This window comes from Andreesenia angusta, from assembly GCF_001855385.1.
Lineage (GTDB): Bacteria > Bacillota > Clostridia > Tissierellales > Gottschalkiaceae > Andreesenia > Andreesenia angusta.
Window position 1 is genome coordinate 144,167 of record NZ_MKIE01000004.1, and the last position, 20,449, is coordinate 164,615.

Annotated in this window: 22 protein-coding genes; 6 read left to right on the forward strand and 16 right to left on the reverse strand. The window is 46.1% G+C overall.

Annotated elements, in window-relative coordinates; genetic code table 11:
* Positions 1–67: 67 nt before the first annotated feature.
* Genes queC through EUAN_RS06750 form a run of 5 tightly spaced genes read right to left on the reverse strand, consistent with a single transcriptional unit; the run spans position 68 to position 3,538 of the window.
* The gene (queC, locus tag EUAN_RS06730) at positions 68–736 is read right to left on the reverse strand and encodes a 7-cyano-7-deazaguanine synthase QueC (RefSeq protein ID WP_071063000.1); all 669 of its coding nucleotides are present in this window, start codon (positions 734–736) and stop codon (positions 68–70) included.
* A gap of 11 nt (positions 737–747) precedes the next feature.
* The gene (locus EUAN_RS06735; protein ID WP_071063001.1) at positions 748–1,386 is read right to left on the reverse strand and encodes a radical SAM protein; all 639 of its coding nucleotides are present in this window, start codon (positions 1,384–1,386) and stop codon (positions 748–750) included.
* The gene (gene queD, locus EUAN_RS06740; RefSeq protein WP_071063003.1) at positions 1,376–1,765 is read right to left on the reverse strand and encodes a 6-carboxytetrahydropterin synthase QueD; all 390 of its coding nucleotides are present in this window, start codon (positions 1,763–1,765) and stop codon (positions 1,376–1,378) included. Before queD ends, EUAN_RS06735 begins: the two co-directional genes overlap by 11 nt.
* Complete coding sequence (locus EUAN_RS06745; protein WP_071063005.1) at positions 1,762–2,532, reverse strand: acyl-CoA dehydratase activase; 771 nt, start codon at positions 2,530–2,532, stop codon at positions 1,762–1,764. The genes queD and EUAN_RS06745 overlap by 4 nt, the downstream gene beginning before the upstream one ends.
* A 10-nt stretch (positions 2,533–2,542) precedes the next feature.
* On the reverse strand, positions 2,543–3,538 hold the full coding sequence (locus tag EUAN_RS06750) for a 2-hydroxyacyl-CoA dehydratase family protein (RefSeq protein ID WP_071063007.1): 996 nt from the start codon (positions 3,536–3,538) through the stop codon (positions 2,543–2,545).
* 291 nt (positions 3,539–3,829) lie between these two features.
* Here EUAN_RS06750 and EUAN_RS06755 point away from each other — a divergent pair, with 291 nt between their 5' ends.
* Genes EUAN_RS06755 through EUAN_RS06780 form a run of 6 tightly spaced genes read left to right on the forward strand, consistent with a single transcriptional unit; the run spans position 3,830 to position 8,385 of the window.
* Positions 3,830–4,729, forward strand: a complete 900-nt coding sequence (locus EUAN_RS06755; RefSeq protein ID WP_211266301.1) for a phosphate butyryltransferase — start codon at positions 3,830–3,832, stop codon at positions 4,727–4,729.
* Complete coding sequence (buk, locus tag EUAN_RS06760; RefSeq protein ID WP_211266302.1) at positions 4,722–5,798, forward strand: butyrate kinase; 1,077 nt, start codon at positions 4,722–4,724, stop codon at positions 5,796–5,798. Before EUAN_RS06755 ends, buk begins: the two co-directional genes overlap by 8 nt.
* Positions 5,799–5,809: 11 nt before the next feature.
* A complete protein-coding gene (locus tag EUAN_RS06765) occupies positions 5,810–6,058 on the forward strand; it encodes a 4Fe-4S dicluster domain-containing protein (RefSeq protein ID WP_071063011.1) in 249 nt (82 codons plus the stop codon).
* The gene (gene vorB / locus EUAN_RS06770; RefSeq protein ID WP_071063013.1) at positions 6,030–7,088 is read left to right on the forward strand and encodes a 3-methyl-2-oxobutanoate dehydrogenase subunit VorB; all 1,059 of its coding nucleotides are present in this window, start codon (positions 6,030–6,032) and stop codon (positions 7,086–7,088) included. Before EUAN_RS06765 ends, vorB begins: the two co-directional genes overlap by 29 nt.
* Positions 7,089–7,835 (forward strand): thiamine pyrophosphate-dependent enzyme, encoded by a 747-nt coding sequence (locus EUAN_RS06775; protein WP_071063015.1) that lies wholly within the window; start codon positions 7,089–7,091, stop codon positions 7,833–7,835. It begins immediately after the preceding gene.
* Position 7,836: 1 nt separating this feature from the next.
* Positions 7,837–8,385 carry a 2-oxoacid:ferredoxin oxidoreductase subunit gamma family protein gene (locus EUAN_RS06780; protein WP_071063017.1) on the forward strand — a complete coding sequence of 183 codons (549 nt, stop codon included), beginning with the start codon at positions 7,837–7,839 and terminating at the stop codon, positions 8,383–8,385.
* Between the two features lie 28 nt (positions 8,386–8,413).
* Here the strand turns inward: EUAN_RS06780 and EUAN_RS06785 are convergent, their stop codons facing one another.
* The 11 genes from EUAN_RS06785 to EUAN_RS06835 all read right to left on the reverse strand — a co-directional run bounded on the left by EUAN_RS06785 (position 8,414) and on the right by EUAN_RS06835 (position 20,437).
* Positions 8,414–9,181, reverse strand: coding sequence for an ABC transporter ATP-binding protein (locus tag EUAN_RS06785; RefSeq protein WP_071063019.1), 768 nt, complete (start codon positions 9,179–9,181; stop codon positions 8,414–8,416).
* 13 nt (positions 9,182–9,194) lie between these two features.
* On the reverse strand, positions 9,195–10,040 hold the full coding sequence (locus EUAN_RS06790; RefSeq protein WP_071063021.1) for an ABC transporter permease: 846 nt from the start codon (positions 10,038–10,040) through the stop codon (positions 9,195–9,197).
* Between the two features lie 57 nt (positions 10,041–10,097).
* On the reverse strand, positions 10,098–11,240 hold the full coding sequence (locus EUAN_RS06795) for an ABC transporter substrate-binding protein (protein WP_071063023.1): 1,143 nt from the start codon (positions 11,238–11,240) through the stop codon (positions 10,098–10,100).
* A gap of 188 nt (positions 11,241–11,428) precedes the next feature.
* Complete coding sequence (locus EUAN_RS06800; protein ID WP_071063025.1) at positions 11,429–12,493, reverse strand: GerMN domain-containing protein; 1,065 nt, start codon at positions 12,491–12,493, stop codon at positions 11,429–11,431.
* A 20-nt stretch (positions 12,494–12,513) separates the two neighbouring features.
* Positions 12,514–14,175 carry a nucleoside kinase gene (locus EUAN_RS06805; protein ID WP_084655809.1) on the reverse strand — a complete coding sequence of 554 codons (1,662 nt, stop codon included), beginning with the start codon at positions 14,173–14,175 and terminating at the stop codon, positions 12,514–12,516.
* A gap of 73 nt (positions 14,176–14,248) precedes the next feature.
* On the reverse strand, positions 14,249–14,443 hold the full coding sequence (locus EUAN_RS06810) for a hypothetical protein (RefSeq protein WP_071063027.1): 195 nt from the start codon (positions 14,441–14,443) through the stop codon (positions 14,249–14,251).
* A 12-nt stretch (positions 14,444–14,455) separates the two neighbouring features.
* Positions 14,456–16,444, reverse strand: coding sequence for a methyl-accepting chemotaxis protein (locus EUAN_RS06815; protein WP_071063028.1), 1,989 nt, complete (start codon positions 16,442–16,444; stop codon positions 14,456–14,458).
* A 109-nt stretch (positions 16,445–16,553) separates the two neighbouring features.
* Positions 16,554–17,960, reverse strand: a complete 1,407-nt coding sequence (locus EUAN_RS06820; protein WP_071063030.1) for a VanW family protein — start codon at positions 17,958–17,960, stop codon at positions 16,554–16,556.
* 68 nt (positions 17,961–18,028) lie between these two features.
* Entirely contained in the window at positions 18,029–18,484 is a 456-nt protein-coding gene (locus EUAN_RS06825) for an NUDIX hydrolase (RefSeq protein ID WP_071063032.1), read from the reverse strand.
* Positions 18,481–19,041 (reverse strand): RNA 2',3'-cyclic phosphodiesterase, encoded by a 561-nt coding sequence (gene thpR / locus EUAN_RS06830; RefSeq protein ID WP_071063034.1) that lies wholly within the window; start codon positions 19,039–19,041, stop codon positions 18,481–18,483. Before thpR ends, EUAN_RS06825 begins: the two co-directional genes overlap by 4 nt.
* Positions 19,034–20,437: a sensor histidine kinase gene (locus tag EUAN_RS06835; protein ID WP_143000712.1), complete on the reverse strand. Its 1,404-nt coding sequence runs from the start codon at positions 20,435–20,437 to the stop codon at positions 19,034–19,036. Before EUAN_RS06835 ends, thpR begins: the two co-directional genes overlap by 8 nt.
* Positions 20,438–20,449 lie beyond the last annotated feature (12 nt).

A 20,449-nucleotide genomic window follows, 5' to 3' on the forward strand; every position in this document is an offset into this window, starting at 1 on the left:
AAAAACACACCTCCATAGTAGCTATTTTACACTATTTCGGTGTGCTATGCTTCAATTTATTTTCGCTTTAAGTTAACTTTTTGTAAGCTATAGGGTCTTCTATTCCGGCTTCCTGAAATCCCCTGAGCCTTAGAACGCAGCTGTCACAGACTCCGCAAGCTTCTTCTTCTCCGTTGTAGCAGCTAGTGGTGTACTCGTATGGAGCTCCAAGCTTGACTCCAAGCTTGACAGTCTCGGCCTTGCTTAGGTCTATAAGCGGCGTGACTATCTCTATAGGATTCCCCTCTAGCCCAGCCACTGTTCCTACCTCCACCATCTTTCTGAAGGCGTCTATGAACTCAGGCCTGCAGTCCGGATATCCGCTGTAGTCTACAGAGCTTACGCCTATGAATATGGCGTCTGCGCCAACTACCTCCGCATAGCCCAGCGCATAGCTTAAGAACAGCAAGTTTCTAGCTGGAACGTACGTCACAGGGACTCCTCCGTCTTCGCTGTACTCCGGAACTTCTATGTCGCTGTCTGTAAGGGCGCTCCCCCCTATATTCTGCATCTTTATAACTCTGTGCTCCGCCGCGCTGTAGTGCTCCGCTATCTTGGAAGCTAGAGCAAGCTCTCTGTCGTGCTTCTGGCCGTAGTCAAATGATATCGGGTAAAGCTCGTAGCCCTCTGCTTTCGCCACCGCCATGCAAGTGGTGCTGTCGAGCCCTCCCGACAGCAGTATAACTGCTTTTTTCATGTCTATTCCTCCTAAACTCCTCTTCTGTCAGGGTTCCAGATGAACTTGTGTATCTGTATCTGAAACCTTATGTCCCTCTTGTCTTCAAGTATCCAGTTTATTATCTCCTCAGGCTCTATCATCCCAAATATAGGCGAGAAAGTTATATTGCCCTTTATATAGTGAGCATCTATAACTCCAAGCGCCCAGAGGTAGTCCTTCCTAGAGCCTATCACGGCCTTCAGCTCATCCTGATCTCTCAGCAGCTTCAGGTTCTCTAGTCGATTCTGCTCCGACTCCTCCGAAGAAGGCGTCTTTATGTCCATTGTAAACCTGTGGTTTTCCCTGAGTGGGAAAGCTGAAAGGTCCACTGAGCCGTTTGTCTCTATGCTAACTTCGTAGTCGCTAAGCCCTTCTAGGAGCTTCAATAATCCCTTTTCCTGAAGCAATGGTTCTCCGCCTGTTATGCAGACTCGCTTGTACCCCAGTGACTCTATCTCTTCTAGCACCTTCTCTACTGCCATATCGGAGCCTTCGTTGTAGGCATGGGTGGTGTCGCAGTAGCTACACCTCAAATTGCAGCCGGTAAGCCTTACGAATATCGTTGGGTATCCCGCTGAAATCCCCTCTCCCTGTATGCTCAGGAATATCTCGTTCACTTTAAGAAGCATCGTATTCCTCCCTTTCAAGAGTCGCGTAGCTTGTAGGCGTCTCCCAGAGCACTATCTTCTGAAGTGAACTTTCGCCCTTGCTCAGCCTGCTGTCCAGCTTCTCAAATATCCACTCCACCATGTTTTCGCAAGTCGGATTGAAGCTGAATATGTCGTTCAAATACCTGTGGTCCAGCTCCGAGATGATTTCTTCTTTGACTATCGCCTTTAAATCTTTGAAGTCTATCACCATGCCGCAGCTGTCTCTTCTGCCTCTCACAGTCACCTCTAACTTGTAGGTGTGTCCGTGAAGGTATTTACAGTCTCCATCGTAGTCGTTCAGCTTGTGTGCGCTGTCAAAAGTAAATATCTTGGTCGTGTCTATTCTTCTGTCTTTCACTTTTTTCTCTCCTTTATCGTTCCGAGGTAGGCGCACCCTATGGCTCCGTTCAGCTGTGGCTCGTCAGGGACTACCACGCTCTCGAAATCTCTCTTCATGTATTCTGTTATGGCGTAGTTTTTAGCTACCCCGCCTGTAAGCACTATCACCTTGGACTTTAGCTTCTGTATCTGGGGCTTTACCCTCTTGTAGAGCGAGTAGTTTATCCCTGCAGAGAGCTCCGCTATTCCGTAGCCTTCAGCTATCTTGCCTATGAGCTCAGTCTCTCCGAAGACGGCGCAGGTGTTGTTCAGCTCCACCGGATGCTTCCAGTGCTTTGCCACTTCATCCAGGCTCACCTCTATTATATTCGCCATATTCTCCAGATACCTTCCGCTAGAGGCCGCGCATTTGTCGTTTAGTATCATGTCCACCATTATGCCTTTTTCCACCTTTATGACCTTGAAGTCCTGCCCGCCTATGTCCACAAGTGTGAAATCCTTAAGTCCCGACTGGTAGATGGCTCCGTAGGTATGGGCCTTCAGCTCGTTTATGACCGTGGCTCCCGAGACCTTTATGTTGTTTCTTCCGTATCCCGTGCTGACCACTTTGGACTTCTCTGAAAACCCCAGCGAACCAAGGTCCACCTCTATCTCTCCGTCTACGGTCCTGCTGTTGTCCCTGTAGAACCTCATGGTGCTGAGCACCTCTTTTCTGACTATCTCGCCTTCCGACATGCAGACTATCTTGACTGCACGGCTGCCCATGTCTATTCCTATTACGTCCAAGCTATCACCTCTATTCCTTTAAATCCATCATCATGTCCAAAAACGACTCCAGCCTCAGCTTTGTCCTGGCGTCTGCCATACCGGGCAGATCTCCCTCTATGGTAAGCACCGGCAGCTTCAGCCTAGACTTTATCACTATGTCCTCTATCCCCCTGTGGCAAAAGCTCTGGGTGTAGTGGATTATGCCGTCTAGCTTTCTCTCCTCTATCTGCTTCTCTATCTCGCCAAGCCTTGTGTCCAAGTCGTAGGGGTAGTTGAAGTCGAGGTACATCTCATATATGTCAGGGTATTCAGATTTGGCCATCGTGAACTCCCTCTGCACCTCGTTGTAGACCACTCTCGCCCCGTTCGACTCCGCAAGGCTGTAGATGTCGTCTATTATAGGTGGCACACCTATATAGCCTAGGCGAATTTCATTCTTTGGGTAGGGCTCTCTGCACTTAGCTTCCTCTAGAAATTCGTCCAGCTCTTTTGAAAAGCTCTCCGGGTCTCCGTTGAAGTCGCTTGAAGAAACTTGCCAGAGGTGGTTTTCAAAGCCTGAGACCTTGTTCTCCTCCCATGTAAGCCTGTCTAGCTCTGAAAGCTTGCTTCTTATGGAAGATAGCGACTTTCTGACAGACTCCACCTCCTCTAGTATCACCGAGAACTTCTCCATAAAGCTGTCTAGCTCGGACTTCACGGCCTCTCTTGTCCTCTTTCCGGGAAAACCGAAGTCCACCGTGCTTATGCCCTTGGACTGCCAGACTTCAAGAAGCGACTTGGTGTTCGAGCAATCTCCCTCTGTCACCCCTATTATCCTATCTATGCCGTATACAACGGCCGTGGAGTAGAGCCCCTTTATCCACGCGCATATATTCCTAGGAAAGCCGTCTAGCTCGGCTCTCTCTATTATCTCTTTTGCCTTTCCACTAGTCACAAATATATTGTTCAGATCCACCGGCGTTTTTCCAGCCGCCAGAAGCACCTCTACTGGCACCGTGGTCGTGATTCCGATTTTCTCTTTCATCGCTTTCCCCTTTCAAATAGAAAAGGCCGCCCGTAACTAAGGCAGCCTCTTCAAACACGCGAAAATAGACACACCGTGTGTGCCTGTTTTTAGATTCTGTTTGGATTCTGTGCCTTAGTTTTTTTTAGAGACAGGCGGCTTTCGAACTGTCTAATGAAATTCTACCACAGTTGTATTCCAAATACAAGAAAGGCGAAACGGCCGCAGCTGTTAAGAAATCTTCATCTTTAGGTTTAGCTCTGGCCTATTAAAGGTATAAACTAAGTAAACAAAAAGCTAGGAGTGATTACTTTGATAAACTCAATCAAGGATATTATAGAAATAGCCAGAAAAAGGGGTGTAAAGCGCTTGGCCGTGGCATGCCCAGACGACAGAAATGTACTTTCAGCCGTGGACAGGGCCAAGGTATCTGGAATAGTAAGCCCGATCCTGCTGGGCGACAAGTCTGGGATACTCGCAGTTGCAGAGGAGCTGTCCATCGACCTGTCTGACTATGAGATATACGACTTTCCGGTTCGGGCTGAAGCCTGCTTAGAGGCTGTGAAGCTAGTATCTTCTGGAAAAGCCGACCTGCTGATGAAAGGACTTGTGGATACAGCCGTACTGCTCAGGGCTGTGCTAGACGAGCGATTCGGACTGCGAAGCGGAAAAGTACTGAGCCATATCTCGGTAATGGAGCTTCCGAACTATCCCAAGCTGCTTTCGGTCACAGACGCAGCGATGAACATCTCCCCCGGCGTTCCTGAAAAGCGCCAGATAGTGGAGAATGCCGTCAGCATGCTCTCAAAGCTGGGATTAGATAACCCCAATGTAGCCGCTGTCTGCGCCATAGAGAAGGTAAACCCCAAGATGCAGGCGACTTTGGACGCGGCAGAGCTTGTAAAACTTAACAAATCCGGAGAGCTGAAAAACTGTGTTGTGGCAGGTCCTCTAGGTCTGGACAACGCCATCTCAGAGAAGGCGGCCACGATCAAAGGTATTACAGACCCTGTGGCAGGCCACGCTGACATAATTCTCTGTCCCGACATAGAGGCTGGGAACATACTCTACAAGGCGCTCTCTTTTCTGACTTATGCCAAGAGCGGGAGTGTAGTAGTGGGAGCCAAAGCTCCTGTAGTGCTGACTTCAAGGGCGGACTGCGAAGACACCAAGTTCAACTCTATAGCCTTGGGGGTGATTGCCATTGAATAGATACAGAGTGCTTGCAATAAATCCAGGTGCCACCTCTACAAAGCTTGCTGTATTCGAAGACGAGTCGAAACAGCTTGAAGTGGTCGTAAGGCATGGTGTAGAGGAGCTGTCTTCATTCGGGAGCATAATGAACCAGCACATATATAGAAAGAAGCTCGTTCTAGACTCGCTGGCTAAAAGAAATATCGAGCTCTCTTCTTTTGACGCAGTAGTTGGAAGAGGTGGCCTCTTGAAACCACTGCAAAGCGGAACCTACCTCATCTCGGAGGAGATGGTGGAGGATCTCTCTAGCCTGAAGTACGGGGAGCACGCCTCTAACTTGGGAGCCATTATAGCCAAGGAACTTGGGGACTCCGTGAACATCCCCTCTTACGTAGTGGACCCTGTCTCTGTGGATGAGATGAATTTGCTCTCGAGGTTCTCGGGCATGCCTGAAATCCAGAGGAAATCGGCCTTTCATGCGCTGAACCAAAAGTCCGTGGCCAAGAGAGCCTCAATGGAGCTTGGGCTCTTCTACGAGAAGTCCAACTTCATAGTCGCACACCTCGGAAGCGGCATATCTGTCGGAGTCCACTCGATGGGAAGCGTAGTAGATGTGAACGATGCGCTCTACGGAGACGGCCCTTTCTCCCCTGAAAGAGCTGGAAGCGTTCCGCCTGGCGAGCTCATAAGGCTCTGCTTTTCAGGCAAGTATACAGAAGCGGAGCTGCTTGCAAAGCTCACCAGAGAAAGCGGCCTGCTAGGCTACCTCAATACAAACGACGCAAGAGCAGTTGTAAAGCTAATAGATTCCGGCGACAGGTATGCTGAGCTTGTCTACAAAGCCATGGCCTACCAGATAGCCAAGCAGATAGGCGCCTCCTCCATTGTGGTCTACGGCATGGTGAACGCCATAGTTCTGACAGGGGGACTCGCCCACGAGCCTATGATTGTAAACTGGATAAAAGAGAGGATAGAGTTTCTCAACGTTCCCCTGCTTGTGTACCCAGGCGAAGACGAGATGAAGGCCATGGCCGAAGGGGCTCTGAGAGTCCTGAAGAAGTTCGAGACTGCAAAGACATATAGATAGGAGTGATTCCAATGGAGCACCAGAATATAGTGACTTTTGAAACAGAGCGCTGCAAGGGATGCGAACTTTGCGTATCGGTCTGTCCTGTGAAGATTATTTCCCTCAGTAGGTCCATAAACTCCAGAGGCTATCATGTCGCCCATATAGAGGATATGGAGAGCTGCATAGGATGCGCCAGCTGCGCCTACATGTGTCCAGACAGCGTCATAACGATTGAGAGGAGGGATCGAGATGAACAGAGTGCTTATGAAGGGAAATGAAGCCATCGCAAAAGCTGCGATTATTTCAGGTTGCAGGTATTTTTTCGGCTACCCAATAACTCCCCAGAACGAAATCCCCGAGTACATGGCTAGAGAGATGCACAAGGTCGGGGGTGTTTTCCTCCAGTCCGAGAGCGAGATAGCGGCCATAAACATGGTCTACGGTGCCTCCGGGTCTGGCGGAAGAGTCATGACCTCCTCCTCTTCCCCTGGAATAGCCTTGAAGCAGGAGGGAATCTCCTATATAGCTTCTGCCGAGCTTCCATGCGTGATAGTCAACATGATGAGAAGCGGCCCAGGGCTGGGTGGCATCCAGCCGTCCCAGGCCGACTACTTCCAAGTCACAAGAGGAGGCGGAAACGGGGACTACAGGGTCATATCCTACGCCCCTGCAAGCGTCCAGGAATCTGTGGAGCTTGTAAACAGGGCTTTCAGGGTTTCAGAGAAGTACAGAATACCTGCCATGATAGCAGGAGACGGCATGATAGGCCAGATGATGGAGCCTGTAGACTTCTCCGGGATAGAAGAGCTAGACAGAGTAGAGAGGCCTTGGGCCGCCACAGGCACAGACTCCCATCCTGGAAGGAACGTGATCTCGACACTTATGCTCGAGCCTTCCAGCTTGGAGTCCCACAATGTGAAGCTAAAGGCCAAGCACGATCTTATAGAGTCTGAAGAGGCTATGTATGAGACATATAATATGGACGGTGCCGAAGTTGTGCTTGTGGCCTACGGCACCACCTCTAGGATAGTCAAAAACACCATCTCCGCCTTGGAGTCTCATGGCGTAAAGGCTGGGCTTATAAGACCTATAACGCTTTGGCCTTTTCCAAAACAGGCGTTTTCAAAGATACCGTCTGGCTGCAAGCTTGTGATGTCCGTAGAGATGTCTATGGGCCAGATGATAGACGACGTAGAGATAGCTCTAGGTGGAAGATTCATATCCGCTTTCTACGGAAAAGCCGGCGGTGTAGTTCCGACTCCTTCAGACATAGTTGACGCCGTGATATCAAACTTGGAGGTGATTTAGATGGCCTTTATATTCAAAAGAACAGCGGGGCTTACTGAAAAACCCACCCACTACTGCCCTGGCTGTTCCCACGGCATAGTGCATAGACTTGTAGCCGAGTCGCTTGAGGAGCTTGGGCTTCTAGGGCGTACTGTGGGAGTCGCCTCTGTCGGATGCTCTGTCTTCTCTTACGAGTACTTCAACTGCGATATGCACCAGGCTCCGCACGGAAGGGCGCCCGCTGTAGCCACTGGCATCAAGAGGGTTCTCCCGCATAACACAGTCTTCACCTATCAGGGTGACGGGGACCTTGCGTCTATAGGCACTGCGGAAATAGTCCACGCTGCCCACCGCGGCGAGAAGATAACCACCATTTTCATAAACAACGCAAACTACGGGATGACAGGAGGGCAGATGGCTCCTACCACTCTGCCCCATCAGAAGACAACCACCTGTCCGCTTGGTAGGGACCCGGAGTCAACCGGAATGCCTCTAAGGGTTTCAGAGATGATTTCGACAATAGACGGTGCAGCATTTGTGGAGAGGGTCTCAGTGGACAGCCCGTCAGCTGTGCGAAACGCCAAGTCGGCCATACTGAAGGCCTTTAGATGCCAGATTGAAGGCAAGGGCTTTTCCATGGTGGAGGTGCTCTCCTCCTGCCCTACAAACCTGAATTTAAAGCCGTCTGAAGCCATGCGCTGGGTCAGAGAGAACATGGTCCCATACTACCCTCTTGGAAACTTCAGAAGCCCAAAAGGAGGCGAATGATATGGTAGACGAAAAGATAGTCTGCGCCGGATTTAGCGGCCAAGGCGTCATGTCCATAGGACAGCTGCTGGCCTACGGAGGCATGTCGGAAGATCTGGAGGTGTCATGGGTGCCATCTTACGGCCCTGAGATGAGGGGCGGCACAGCCAATTGCTCTGTCATGCTCTCAGAAAGACCTATAGGCTCGCCGCTTGTGGCTGGGGATGCGACGGCCATAATAGTGCTCAACTCCCCTTCACTCCAGAAATTCGAGCCCCACCTTGTGCCCGGCGGAAGAGCCTTTATAAACAGTACGCTTGTAGCTGATGATGTGTCTAGAGAGAACGTGAAGTCATACCGAGTCCCTGCTAGCGAAATAGGGGAGTCGCTTGGAAGTTCTCAGCTGGCCAACATGGTGCTTCTTGGAGCCTATCTGGCTGTGGCCCATCCCATTTCTCTACAATCTGTGGTCTCAGCCATGGAGGATGTGTTTCACGACTGCGATGCTAGTGTCCTAGAGCTAAACGTGGAAGCCCTAAAGAAGGGATTTGAATATATAAAAAGACCCTAGCTCTCGCTAGGGTCTTCTAGTTTAAATTCTATCTATTTACTGAATCTAGCAACTCTAATTTATTAAGGATATATGCTGATAGCTCCACATATCGGCTATCAGTTCTATCTCTAGGTCGATCCATATTTACGTCAACTATTTCAGAAATCTTTCCGGGGTTTGAACTCATTATAACTATTTTATCTGAAAGATATACCGCTTCATCAACACTATGTGTGACAAACACAACTGTTTTCTTGTTGTTTTGCCATATCTTTAGCAGCTCTCTCTGAAGTACTATTCTAGTATAAGCATCTAGTGCCCCAAATGGCTCGTCCATAAGCAGTACATCTGGATCGTTTGCCAACGCTCTCGCTATTGCAACCCTCTGTTGCATACCTCCTGAAAGCTCATGTGGATATGAATTTTCAAATTTGGACATTCCTATCATGCCTAAATACTTTCTCGATATCTCGATTCGCTCACTCTTTTTTCTCTTGCTAAATTCAAGTCCTAGCCCTATATTGTCAATTACCGTTCTCCATGGCAGTAATGAGTAATTTTGAAATACCATTCCTATTTCCCTAATAGGCCTATTGTGCTCAATTCCTCTATAGACAACTTCTCCTTTATTAGAAGATTCCAAGCCTGCTAAAATTCTCAGCATAGTAGATTTCCCACATCCCGAAGGTCCTATTATTGATACAAACTCATTTTCAAATATATCCAGATCTACTTTTTTTAAAGCCACAAATTCAGTTCCCTCTTCGGTGTTAAATACTTTCTCTACTCCTTTTATTTCTATGCATTTCTTCAAAGCTTTGACCTCCCTACTTTATCTTACTTCCCCATGATAAGTATTTCCTTTCTGCAAACTTGAATGTATAGTCAAGGCATGCTCCAACTATACCTATGCATATCATTCCAGTTACAACTAAATCCGTTCTAGCCAATTCATATGCATGTGTTATTAGATACCCAACTCCCGACAAGCTTCCTGGAAGCATTTCAGCCGACACTAAACATGCCCAAGCTATACCAAGACCTGTTCGGAGTCCATTAACTATAGTGGGAGCTGCTCCTGGAATTAGTATCTTGAAAAATATGTCATGTTCACTAGCTCCCAGAACTCTAGCTGAGTCTATCAATGTTGTTCTTATATTTCTGACTCCAAAAGATACATTGGTTATCACAGGAAAAAAAGTACCCAACGCTATTATAAATATCATAGATATTTTAAAATTATTCAAATATACATATGCGTCCCCTTGAGTTAACCCAAAAACTGTGGCTAAGCTTGAAACCCCAAACCAGCCAAGTACAAGCGGAACCCATGCAAGTGGTGGAATTGGTCTAAATACATTTATAAAGCTTTCAAAAATACTATTTACAGCCGAAATATACCCCATGAAAATTCCAAGTGGAACAGCTATTATTACTCCTATCAAATATCCTATTAAAACCCTTATGATACTTATGGCCACATTTTTAGGTATAGACCCTAGCCCAATAAAATTCTCTGTAGCATGGCTAAAGTTGTACAGTACTGAACTTAACTTAGGAAAAATAACCTTGTTATCAATTGTAGTTGATAGAAGGGTCCAAACTATCAAAAATAAAATCGGTAGTATCATAGGATATGCAAATTTTTTTAATTTAGTACTTATTGTGTTCATTGCTATCTCCTCTCTAATTTTAAAAAGCCCCTTGCAGTAACAGCAAGAGGCCTGTTTTTATTTTTCGTGGAATTTCTCTACATATTGGAAGTCGAATACTTCCTTTTGTATATCTTCATATGTTTTTTCTTTCAGAGTTCCAGTCAATTTATCCATATCCGTAAGAGCCTTTACATATACTCCTATCCCATTTATCCATTTATCACTAGGTTCCGTAGAGTATTTTATTTTCGACATCATTATTGCCTCTTTTTTCACTCCAATTACCTCTGACATAACCTGAGCCACTTCTTCCTTGTGTTCAGTGCAATATTCTGCATTATTTGTCACAAGCTCCCCTAGAGCTTCAAAAACCTCTGGGTTCTCACTTAATATCTTTTCAGTGGCTGCAAATACACAACAAGGGAATCCTTCCCATTGTCCGTTTGGAGGGAGATCTTCTAGATTTAAAACTACCTTCCCAAGTCCTTCCACCTCTGCTGCTTCAGGATGATGTGATGGCCCAATCCAAGCATCCACTTGCCCACTACTCAAAGATGGCAGTAAATTAGTTATACCTTTTAGATCCACTAATAACACGTCAGCATTAGTCTCACCAGGGTCTTCTGTAACTTTAAGCCCTTCTTGCTTTAGAACAGACTCTATAACTATCCTTGGTCCACTCACAGGAGAGTGATAACCTATCTTTACAGGCATTTCCGAAGCCTGTATATAATTTTTAACATCTTCCCAGTTTTTAAAGTCTTTATCTACAGGGAATACAACCCCTACACCGTCACTCTGTATAGGAGCCAGTATCTTTGCAGGTGTTCCCTGATCTACTGCTGAAAGTATTGCAGTATTTGAAGTAAATGCGGCATCTAAGTGACCTTGACTCATGAGTGTAGCAACTTCAGAACCACCTTTTGTCGGTATGAAATTTATAAGTGCTAATTTTTCATCTCCCTTTATTAGCTCAAACTGCGTCTCTGATATAGGGTTAAAGTAAACCCCCTGAGCTTTAAACTCCTCGACTCTCTCTCCTGGTATTTCCATTATACCTGTGTGTAGTTCTTTTCCCCATGAGATATTGATCGTCGGTACTTCTTTTGATGCTTCTCCATCGTTTCCACTAGATGCAGTTTCACTTCCGCTACACGCTGTAGTGAAAATCATGCCAATCATAGCTACTCCTAAAGCCAGTTTTTTTAAGATATTCAACCTATAATTCCTCCTTCTTTAATTTGATATATAATCCTCTAGTTAGAAATTATATATTGTATAATCCTTAAATGTAAAATAAAGTTTTTCTATCCATATTATTTTCTATATAGAGGAAACACATGACAGTAAATACAAATAAAAATGTCTTCCAAAAATTTTATTCAATCTTTGAAAGACATTTCAATTTAATCTATTTCCACAGCATTCTCTGTATTTACTTTCAGGTATTCTCCCTTTTTAAGCACTATGTGCCCTGACTCATAGTCTCCGCCGTCGATTGTAAGGTATACTCTTTCAACTCCATAGTATCCTCCAAATGTATTGGCTATGCTCTGTAGAATCATGCTTTCATACTGGGCTCCGGCGTTCACCTCATCTACAAAAGCTCTATTGAGGTCTATATAGACTGCTCTGTCTTCACCCAAGTACATGTAGTTTATCTCTGTATTTTCAGTGAATACAGCCCCAAGTCCTCTGGACTCCAGGTCGATTCCCGATTTTTCAATATATACAGTCTCAAGCCTTTTCCTTGTGATGTCGTTCGTTCTAAACTCCACCTCGGTATTCATGTAGTAGTATCTGTTCTCGTCTAGATTAGGGTAGTAGAAGTTTATGTTCTGAACGTAGGGCATGTCCTTCTCTACACTCTCTAGCGACGAGGATATCTCATGGCCTTCCGCTCTGAAGACCGACTTTACAAGCCCAAGTTCTTTTACATAGTAGTCCACGTTTTCGTACTCGTCTCCAGTGGTTGTCACCTCTAGGGCCTTGAAGTCGCCGTATGGCACTTTTACTTCAACGTCCACGCCTGTGATCTCTCTCTTTCTTCCATCCTCAAGCGTCCAGCTGTTTCCCGTTTCTATAGGCTCTTTGAGCAAGATCTCTTCCTCGCCTCTGTCACCCCACATAAGCGATTCGTTTCTGAGAAAGTCCTCTCTATAGTAGAACTCACCCCTGGAGTATATCTTGGCCATACCAGTCTCCCTGTCCAGCTCCATGACTTCGGCCATAATTGTTCCCCCGTTGTCCTTTCTGTACTGAATCCTGTCTTTGTAAGTGTAGTCTGTGTGGACAGTATATGATGCATATTCATTGCCTTCTCCCATATAGCTGTACCTTGTATTTTCAGTTGCTGGGAAGTAGTCCGATACGGTTGACTTCTCCGTGCTCCCGCCGTCTTGCGGCGGAGTACATCCCGTTGCAGTCGCCCCTAGCAAAACCAACGCCAGCGCAAGCATAAGCTTTTTCATCTCTATCCCTCCGTCAATCGCTATTCAAAACAGCTTCCGCCTATAAACTCCCTTATTATGGAGTTGTCCGGTATCAGTTTTTCGTCTAGCACCTGGAAAAACCTCAAGAGCTTAAGCATTCTAGACGCCTCGGTATATGCAGGGCTCTCCACAGGTATCGCTTGGAGCAGCGGCTCCGCATACTTCTTCAGCACGCTGACCTCGTAAACTATAGTGGAGTTGAACATGGTGTCAGCTTCCTCTTGATAAGGGAATATGTTTTTCTCCTCTCCAGCCCTTACAGAAGGCCATGTAAGCAGCGTGTTCTCAGCGTCACTTCCTCTGCTTCTGTTGTCTCTAATTATCCTCCTCAGAGTCCTCACGTCCGACACGTAGAGACTGTTGTGGTTGTCCAGATTCAGCTGGGTGAGCGCACTTACGTATATCTTGTACTTGTTCTCTTTCGGAACAGAGTGCGTCATCTTCTCGTTCAAGCTGTGTATGCCCTCTATTATTATTATGGACTCGTCCTCCATCTTGTACTTGTCTCCCCTGTACTCCCTCTCCCCTGTCAGGAAGTTGAATCTAGGAAGCTCCACTTCTCTGCCGTCTAGTATCTCCAGCAGATCCTTGTTTAGAAGCTCCACGTCCACAGCCTCTATGGCCTCAAAGTCAAACTCGCCGTTCTCGTCTACAGGGGTCTGGTCTCTTCCCACAAAGTAGTCGTCTGCCGATATATTGTATGGCTTTAGCCCAAGCACCTTGAGCTGTATCGAAAGCCTCTTCGAGAAAGTGGTCTTCCCAGAAGAGCTAGGCCCCGCTATGAGCACTATTTTCTGCTTTTCCTTGTTTTCATATATATAGTCAGCTATCCTGCTTATCTTCTTTTCGTGGAGCCCTTCCCCCACGAGTATTACGTCCTTTATATCCCCAGAGGCTATCTTATCGTTTATGGAGCCTACGTTGAATATATCCAGTATCTTGGCCCATTCTTTCGTCTCTTTGTAGACAGCTCTCAGCTTAGGCAGTTGCTTAAACTCGGGCACCTTGTCTATCTCTTTTTTCTCTGGGAGCATTATCAGAAATCCGCCTGGCATGTATTTGAGGTCAAACACATCCAAATAGCCAAGCGACGGAAGCATAGCCCCGTAGAAGTAGTCGTAAACCCCTCTGCATTTGTAAAGGCTTATCATTCCCTCCGGTGCGTACTTCAGAAGCCTGAGCTTGTCGTCCATGCCGTAGGACTCGAATATCTTCACCGCCTCTGCCTTAGTGACCTTCACCTTATCTATAGGGCTGTCCTCTTTTATCATCTCTTTCATCTTGGACTTTATCTTCTCTACGTCCTCTTCATTTATCTCTCTATTGCACTTGAACTCCCCATATATCTCATTGTTTATGGCGTGGTCTACAACCACTTCCACACAGTTGAGAGCCTCTTTCACTGCCAGTATAAACAAGTAGTTTAAGCTTCTGGCATAGGCTGCGTAGGCTATTCTGTTCATTATATTCAGTGGAACTATAGTGGAGTCCTGCTCTAGCTTAACTTTAAGCTCTGTAACCTCTCCGTTGACTACGGCCACAAGGGGGTCTCCCGGCTTCTTTCCACCGCCCAACACCTCTAGAACTGTCGTCCCTTTTTCTACATCTTTTGCATCTATTGATTTAGGTCCCTTCAAAGTCACTTTTATCATATCGCTCATAAAAAATCCCCCTATCTATGCTTTAAGCTTAATATAGGATATATACCTTTATTTGCAGTCTCTAAACCAAAAATCAGTTCAGCTTGCTCTTCTTCAGTACAGTCCTTATGGCCTTTGCAAGCTCCTCATCTGGAAGACCTTTCAGCGCTTTCTTTTCCAAGCTTTCAGTCTCCTTGAAACTGTCGCTTTCCTCGGTGCTCTCCTGCTTTGAGATTTCCCTGTGCTTTTCTAAGCTCTCTTTTTTCTCTTTGTTTTTCTTGAAAAACAAGACGCATTCCCCCTAAACCTTGAATTTTGAAATCACATCTCCAAGCTCTACAGCAAGCCTCGAGAGCCCTTCGCTTGCATCTGCTATCTCTTCAACCGATGCTGTCTGTTCCTGTATAGACGCAGTAGCTTCCTCTGTGGATGCTGAGTTCTCTTCAGCTATGGCTGACAAGCTCTCTAGAGTCTCAAGTATATCCTCTTTCATTTTTCCCATCTCTATGCTAGAGCCATTCAGCTTTGATATAGAGTCTCCTGTCTTTTCCATGGCCTCTGAGATAAGTCTGTAGTTCTCCCTACTTCTCTCTACACTCTCTGTCTGCTCCCTGACTATTCCTCCTACAGCTTCCATAGTCGAAACGGCATTTTGAGAGTTTTCCTGAAGTTCGCTGACTATCTTCTTTATTTCCCCTGTAGATTCAGACGACTGCTCTGCAAGCTTTCTTATCTCCTCCGCCACTACTGCAAATCCCTTGCCCATCTCCCCGGCCCTTGCAGCCTCTATTGCGGCATTTAGTGCAAGCAAGTTTGTCTGGTCTGCTATAGATGATATGACTTCGCTAGCCTCGCCTATTTTCTCTGCACTTTCGTTTGTCTTGACTATTATTCCGTATATCTCTCCTGCGGCGTTGTTGCTCTCTTCTGTCTTTGCTCCTAGCACTTCCATCTCTCCAAGCCCGCTTTCCACTACTTCGATTATCTTTTCAGCGCTCTTGTTTAAGCCTTCCAGATACTCCTCGTCCATCTCTATGGCCTTGCCAAGCAATATGGCCTTTTCGGAGCCTTCCTCCGTGCTTTTAGCTTGATCTGAAGCACCTCTAGCTATGTCCTCTATTGTCTTAGAGACCTCTCCGGCTGCATTTGCAGACTGCTGGGCTGTCGCCGTAAGCTCCTCAGACGATGAGGAAACCTGCTCAGACGACTGGCTTATCTCGCTGACTATATCCCTCAGATTTTCTGTCATAGTCTGAAGCGCTCTGGCCAACCTGCCTATTTCATCCTTGTTCTGCATATATATAGCAGGCACATCTTCACTTATGTCAAGCGAAGCTATTTTTTCAGTGTGTAAAACTCCCGCCAGAATAGGCTTTGCAATCATATTTCCTATTATGTATACAATCGCTATGCTTATGGCTAAAATTGAAACTGCTATATAGAATATCTTGCTCTGCATCTTCGGAACAGCCGCCATGACTTCATCCTCTTCAGCAGTTATGACCAGCGACCAGTCTGTACCTTTCACCTTTGCAAAGCTTGCGTACATCTCTTTCCCATTCAGGCTGTATTTCCCTATGCCTGTTTCATCAGATACTATCCTCTTGAACATTTCGGCAGCGCTCTTGAGACTGGAATCTGATTCAGATTCCGCTATGAGGTTGACCTGCTCTGTAACGTTTTCTCTGTTTGGATGTGCCACCATAGTTCCTTCGCTGTTTATCATATAGGCATATCCATTCTCTCCATATCCTATGTCGTCAGTGATTTCCGAAAGCACGTTTCCATCCCTTCTGCCCACTAGCGCCCCTACTACGCTGTCTCCAGATTTTATAGGTGCCGCATACATTATGACCGGCTCTCCTGTGACTCTGCTTATTATGACGTCGGAAACCACTACATCTCCACCAAGAGCTTTCTTTACATAGTCCCTGTCTCCTAAGTCCGCTGTACTCCCGTCTGTATACTTTGCGACACCGTCAAGCCCTACAACTCCTATGTCCATAAATCCTGTGCTCTCCACATACGGCTTTATGACAGACTTCTGAATTTCCCAGTCCATGCTCTTTACACCTTGGTCCATAGAGACCACCTCTATAGTCCTCTTCTGTATACCCACTCTGGATTCCAGGGCTTTAGCCGATTCATCCGAAAGTAGATTGAGTCCATTTTCAACACTTTCGGTCAAAGCCAGTCTCGACTCCCTCAGTGAAGCGTAGCCTAAGCTTATGGACAGAATAAGCACAAGAACTCCAAAGTAAAGTATAAGTTTCGTCTTCAAACTCTTCAAATTATCATCTCCTTTTCATCAAAATATTATACATTATATACATAAAAAAATATAGCTGATACCCAACCTTAGTCTGTGTTCTAGGTTGAGCATCAGCTATTCTTTTAAATTACATTCCGTATATGCTTACAGTCACCGAGTTAGATGTAGTGGAAGCCTTTATCTTTAGGGGGTAAGACGTGTTGTTTCTGAACTTGAAGTCCAAAGCATAGTCTGCTACAGTAGCATCTCTACCCCTTGGAACATACGATACAGGCTGGGAGTGCGGATGTCTTTCCACAACCTGAAGTCCCGCATTTAACACTGCATTGTAAAGCGTCGAAGATGTCTGACAAACTCCTCCTCCTACTCCTAGCACGAATTTGCCTCCTGATATCACTATCGACTCTCTGTACCCATTCGCTTTGTTCTTCAGCCCTGTAGCTCCATTGAAAGAAAAAACTGTTCCAGGTGCAACTGTCCTTCCATTTATAGACCTTGCAGAGAGAGCTATGTTGTAGTTCCTATTTGTGTCCCTCGCTGAAAAATAAGTTGTATAGCTACCAAGAAGCCTCTCCTGTCCGAACTTCCAGACAGTAGCCCCGTCTTTCACTATAACTGAGTTTCTCCACTTATTGCCCTCTGCTATTGCGCTGCTTAGATCGTCAAAAAGTCCAAGCGAAACGCCTGCCTGTAGGACTCTGTATTTGTGGTCTCCGAACTTCCAAACAGTGCTGCCTTGGTAGACAACTGTGGATTTGTTCCACTTTACAGCTTCAGCTATGGCCTCTGCCTTTGTGTTGAAGAGCCCAAGGTCTGCTTTTCCCTGCATCACCCTGTACTTGTGGTCTCCGAACTTCCAAACAGTGCTGCCTTCGTGCACTACTGTGGAGTTGTTCCACTTTACAGCTTCAGCTATGGCCTCTGCCTTTGTGTTGAAAAGCCCAAGGTCTGCTTTCCCCTGCATCACTCTGTACTTGTGGTCTCCAAACTTCCAAACAGTGCTGCCTTCGTGCACTACTGTGGAGTTATTCCACTTTACAGCTTCTGCTATGGCCTCTGCCTTTGTGTTGAAGAGCCCAAGGTCTGCTTTCCCCTGCATCACCCTGTACTTGTGGTCTCCAAATCTCCAAACTATTTCGCCATTGTGAGCTATATGTGAATTGTTCCACTTTACAGCTTCAGCCACCGCCTCTGACTTGCTTGAAAATGTCCAGTTTGAAAGATGTACTTCCCCTTGGTACACCTTGTAGAGCTGGTCTCCAAATCTCCAGACAGCTTCACCTTCAAACTCTACAACTGAATTTGCCCACTTTACAGCTTCCGCTATGGCCTCTTTAAGGCTTCCGAAAGTTCCAAGCTCTACTCCATTTTGAAGCACTTTGTAGCCCGTTTCCTCCGCTTCAACCGCAAGATCTACTTCAACTTTTTCCTGAACTTTTTCCTGCTCTACTCCAGGTTCTGGATTGGCAAATCCCAGCTGAGTCAATATAACTGGAACAGTGCAAATTATCGCAATTATTTTTTTTCTCTTCAAACCCTTCACCTTCTTTTTCTATTATTAACTTAATCTTATCCCCATTTGTGTAATTATACCCTCTTTAATTAGATATTAACAGTGTATTCTTGAAGCTGTCCATCTTTATATATGAACTTGGCTGAAAAAAATTCATAGCGCTTCATCCAGTCCAAAAATAGCCTATCTCCTTCCCAGAGGTCTAATCTCTCTACATCGCTCTTCTCTACCCAGTGAAGCTCTCCTTCGTCAGATTCAGAAATCTCCCCGGCGAATTCATGGGCAGAGTAAAGAAAAGTGTACCAGTCCTCCACTCCGTCAAACAGAGGAAATGTCATGACGCCTCTAAGCACTGGATGCTTTATCTCTAGCCCACTCTCTTCTTTCACTTCTCTTATTACGCATTCATCTGGGGACTCCCCCGGCTCTAGCTTTCCTCCAAGGCCTATGTACTTGCCCTTGTGAACATCGTTTTTCTTCTTGTTTCTATGTAGAAAAAGCATTTTGCCGTCTTTTTCTATATAGCAAAGTGTCGTAAGCTTCATATTTCGAACTCCTTTAGGGGAACATATACTCTTCTGTTGTCTTCCCGCTTGCTTTCAAATAGTGTTATGCTCCTCACCTCTATTTCTTGAAACTCTGGTTTTTCGGCTTCAGCTTCGATGTCTTCTATTCCCATCTCAAAGCTGATGTCGTTTCCCAGCGTTATATGAGGCGTATAGCCCCGCCTTTCACCCTTAAACCCTATGCTCATAGCTACTACCTCTACTTGGCTGTAGACCGAGTTCAGCGCATCTGTATCACCCTTCAGTCCAAGATATACCACCTTTGTCTTTTCGTTTTTCATAAAAGCCCTGAGCCCTGAAATTGAAAGTGAAAAGCTAATTGCTTTCACACCCCTCAGAACTTCCTCCAGTTTCTCCAGCTTTTCAAGTTCCGTATTTCCAAGGTACTTTATGGTTATATGGTAGTTGTCTGGATCCTTCCACTTTCCCTTGAGAGCCATTTTTTTAAGCGATTCTGCATATCTGCCTATCTCTGTTTTAAGACTCTCTTCAAGGTCTATGCCTATAAAAAGCGTCTTGCATCCCTCGTCACTCAAGCTTTCCACCTCCTAACTCAAACCAGAACTCACTTCCCTTGCCTTCCTCACTATCAACTCCACAGCTGCCCCCATGCATCTCGACTACCGACTTTACTATTGAAAGTCCAAGTCCTGTGCCTATTCTTGCCCTCTTGTGCACCTTGTCAAGCTTGTAGTATCTTTCCCATATATTCCCTAGCTGATCCTTCGGTATGCCCTCTCCGCTGTCCACTACAGAAACTTTAACTTTATCTTTCGATATACTCTGAACAACCTTTATCCTGTTGTCCTCCCCTGTATGTGTTATGGCGTTTCCCAGCAGATTGTATATCACCTGAGATATCTTGAGTTCGTCTGCGTAAACCCAAGCGTCCTCTTCAGCTAAAAACTCTATGCTGTACCCCTTGGACTCTGTCAGCTTCGAGCATCTGTCTATGGTCCTCTCTATAAGTTCAGTCAAGTTTACTCTTGTCAGCTCAAGGCTCTCTGTTCCAGACTGTATCTTGGATATGCTCAGCACATCTGTCACAAGCCTGTTCAGCCTGTTTGCCTCGTCTATAACCACCTGCATGTTTTCAGGCGTGTTCTCCCCCGGAAGATCCCTCATGGCCTCGCTGTATCCTATTATCATGGTCAGAGGAGTCTTTAAGTCGTGAGATATATTCGCCACCAACTCTCGCTGTAGCTTCTCGGCCTTCGAAAGCTCCTCCACTGCGCTGTTGAGTGTATCTCCAAGCTCCACAACCTCTCTGTAGCCTGAGCCCTCGAATCTCACATCTTGCCCGGCATCTACTATAGTCTTGGCCGCATCGTTTATTCTCATCAGCGGGTCTGCTATCTTCTTTGAAAGCAGTATCGCGAGTCCTGCGGCGGCAACTACGAGCATTCCCGTTACATAGAGCAGCTGTGTCCTCAGAGTAGACACGGTGGTGTCTATTGGAGTTATCACAGAGTCCACGAACAGCATCTGCTTCTGTCCTGAGCTGTCCTCTACTACGTTTGCATACACTATGCTCTTCACTTCTCCTTTTTGAGGGGCTTCTTCTCTTACCCCTAAGGGCTCTGGCTTTAAAAACTGATAGCTCTTCAGCACTCCTTCTTCAGATTCTACAGCCTGCATATATATCTTCCCAATCTCTTCGCTTGAAAGCTTTTCCAGCACAGAGTCGTGCGACCTATCCGACCTTATAAAGAGACTCCCGTCCTGACCCACTATGCTTACAGAGACTTCTTCCTGAAGCGATACCTCATCTACAATGGCCTCTAGATTTTCAGATTCAAATTCAGACTCAACATATTCCGCTGTTTCTAGAACGCTCTTTACCTTTATTCGTTCGTAGAACTCGTCTAAAAACACAGTCTGCACAACCCATAGAATGGCCGTTATAAACATCACAAAACAAGTCAAGTACAAAATCAGCTTCCA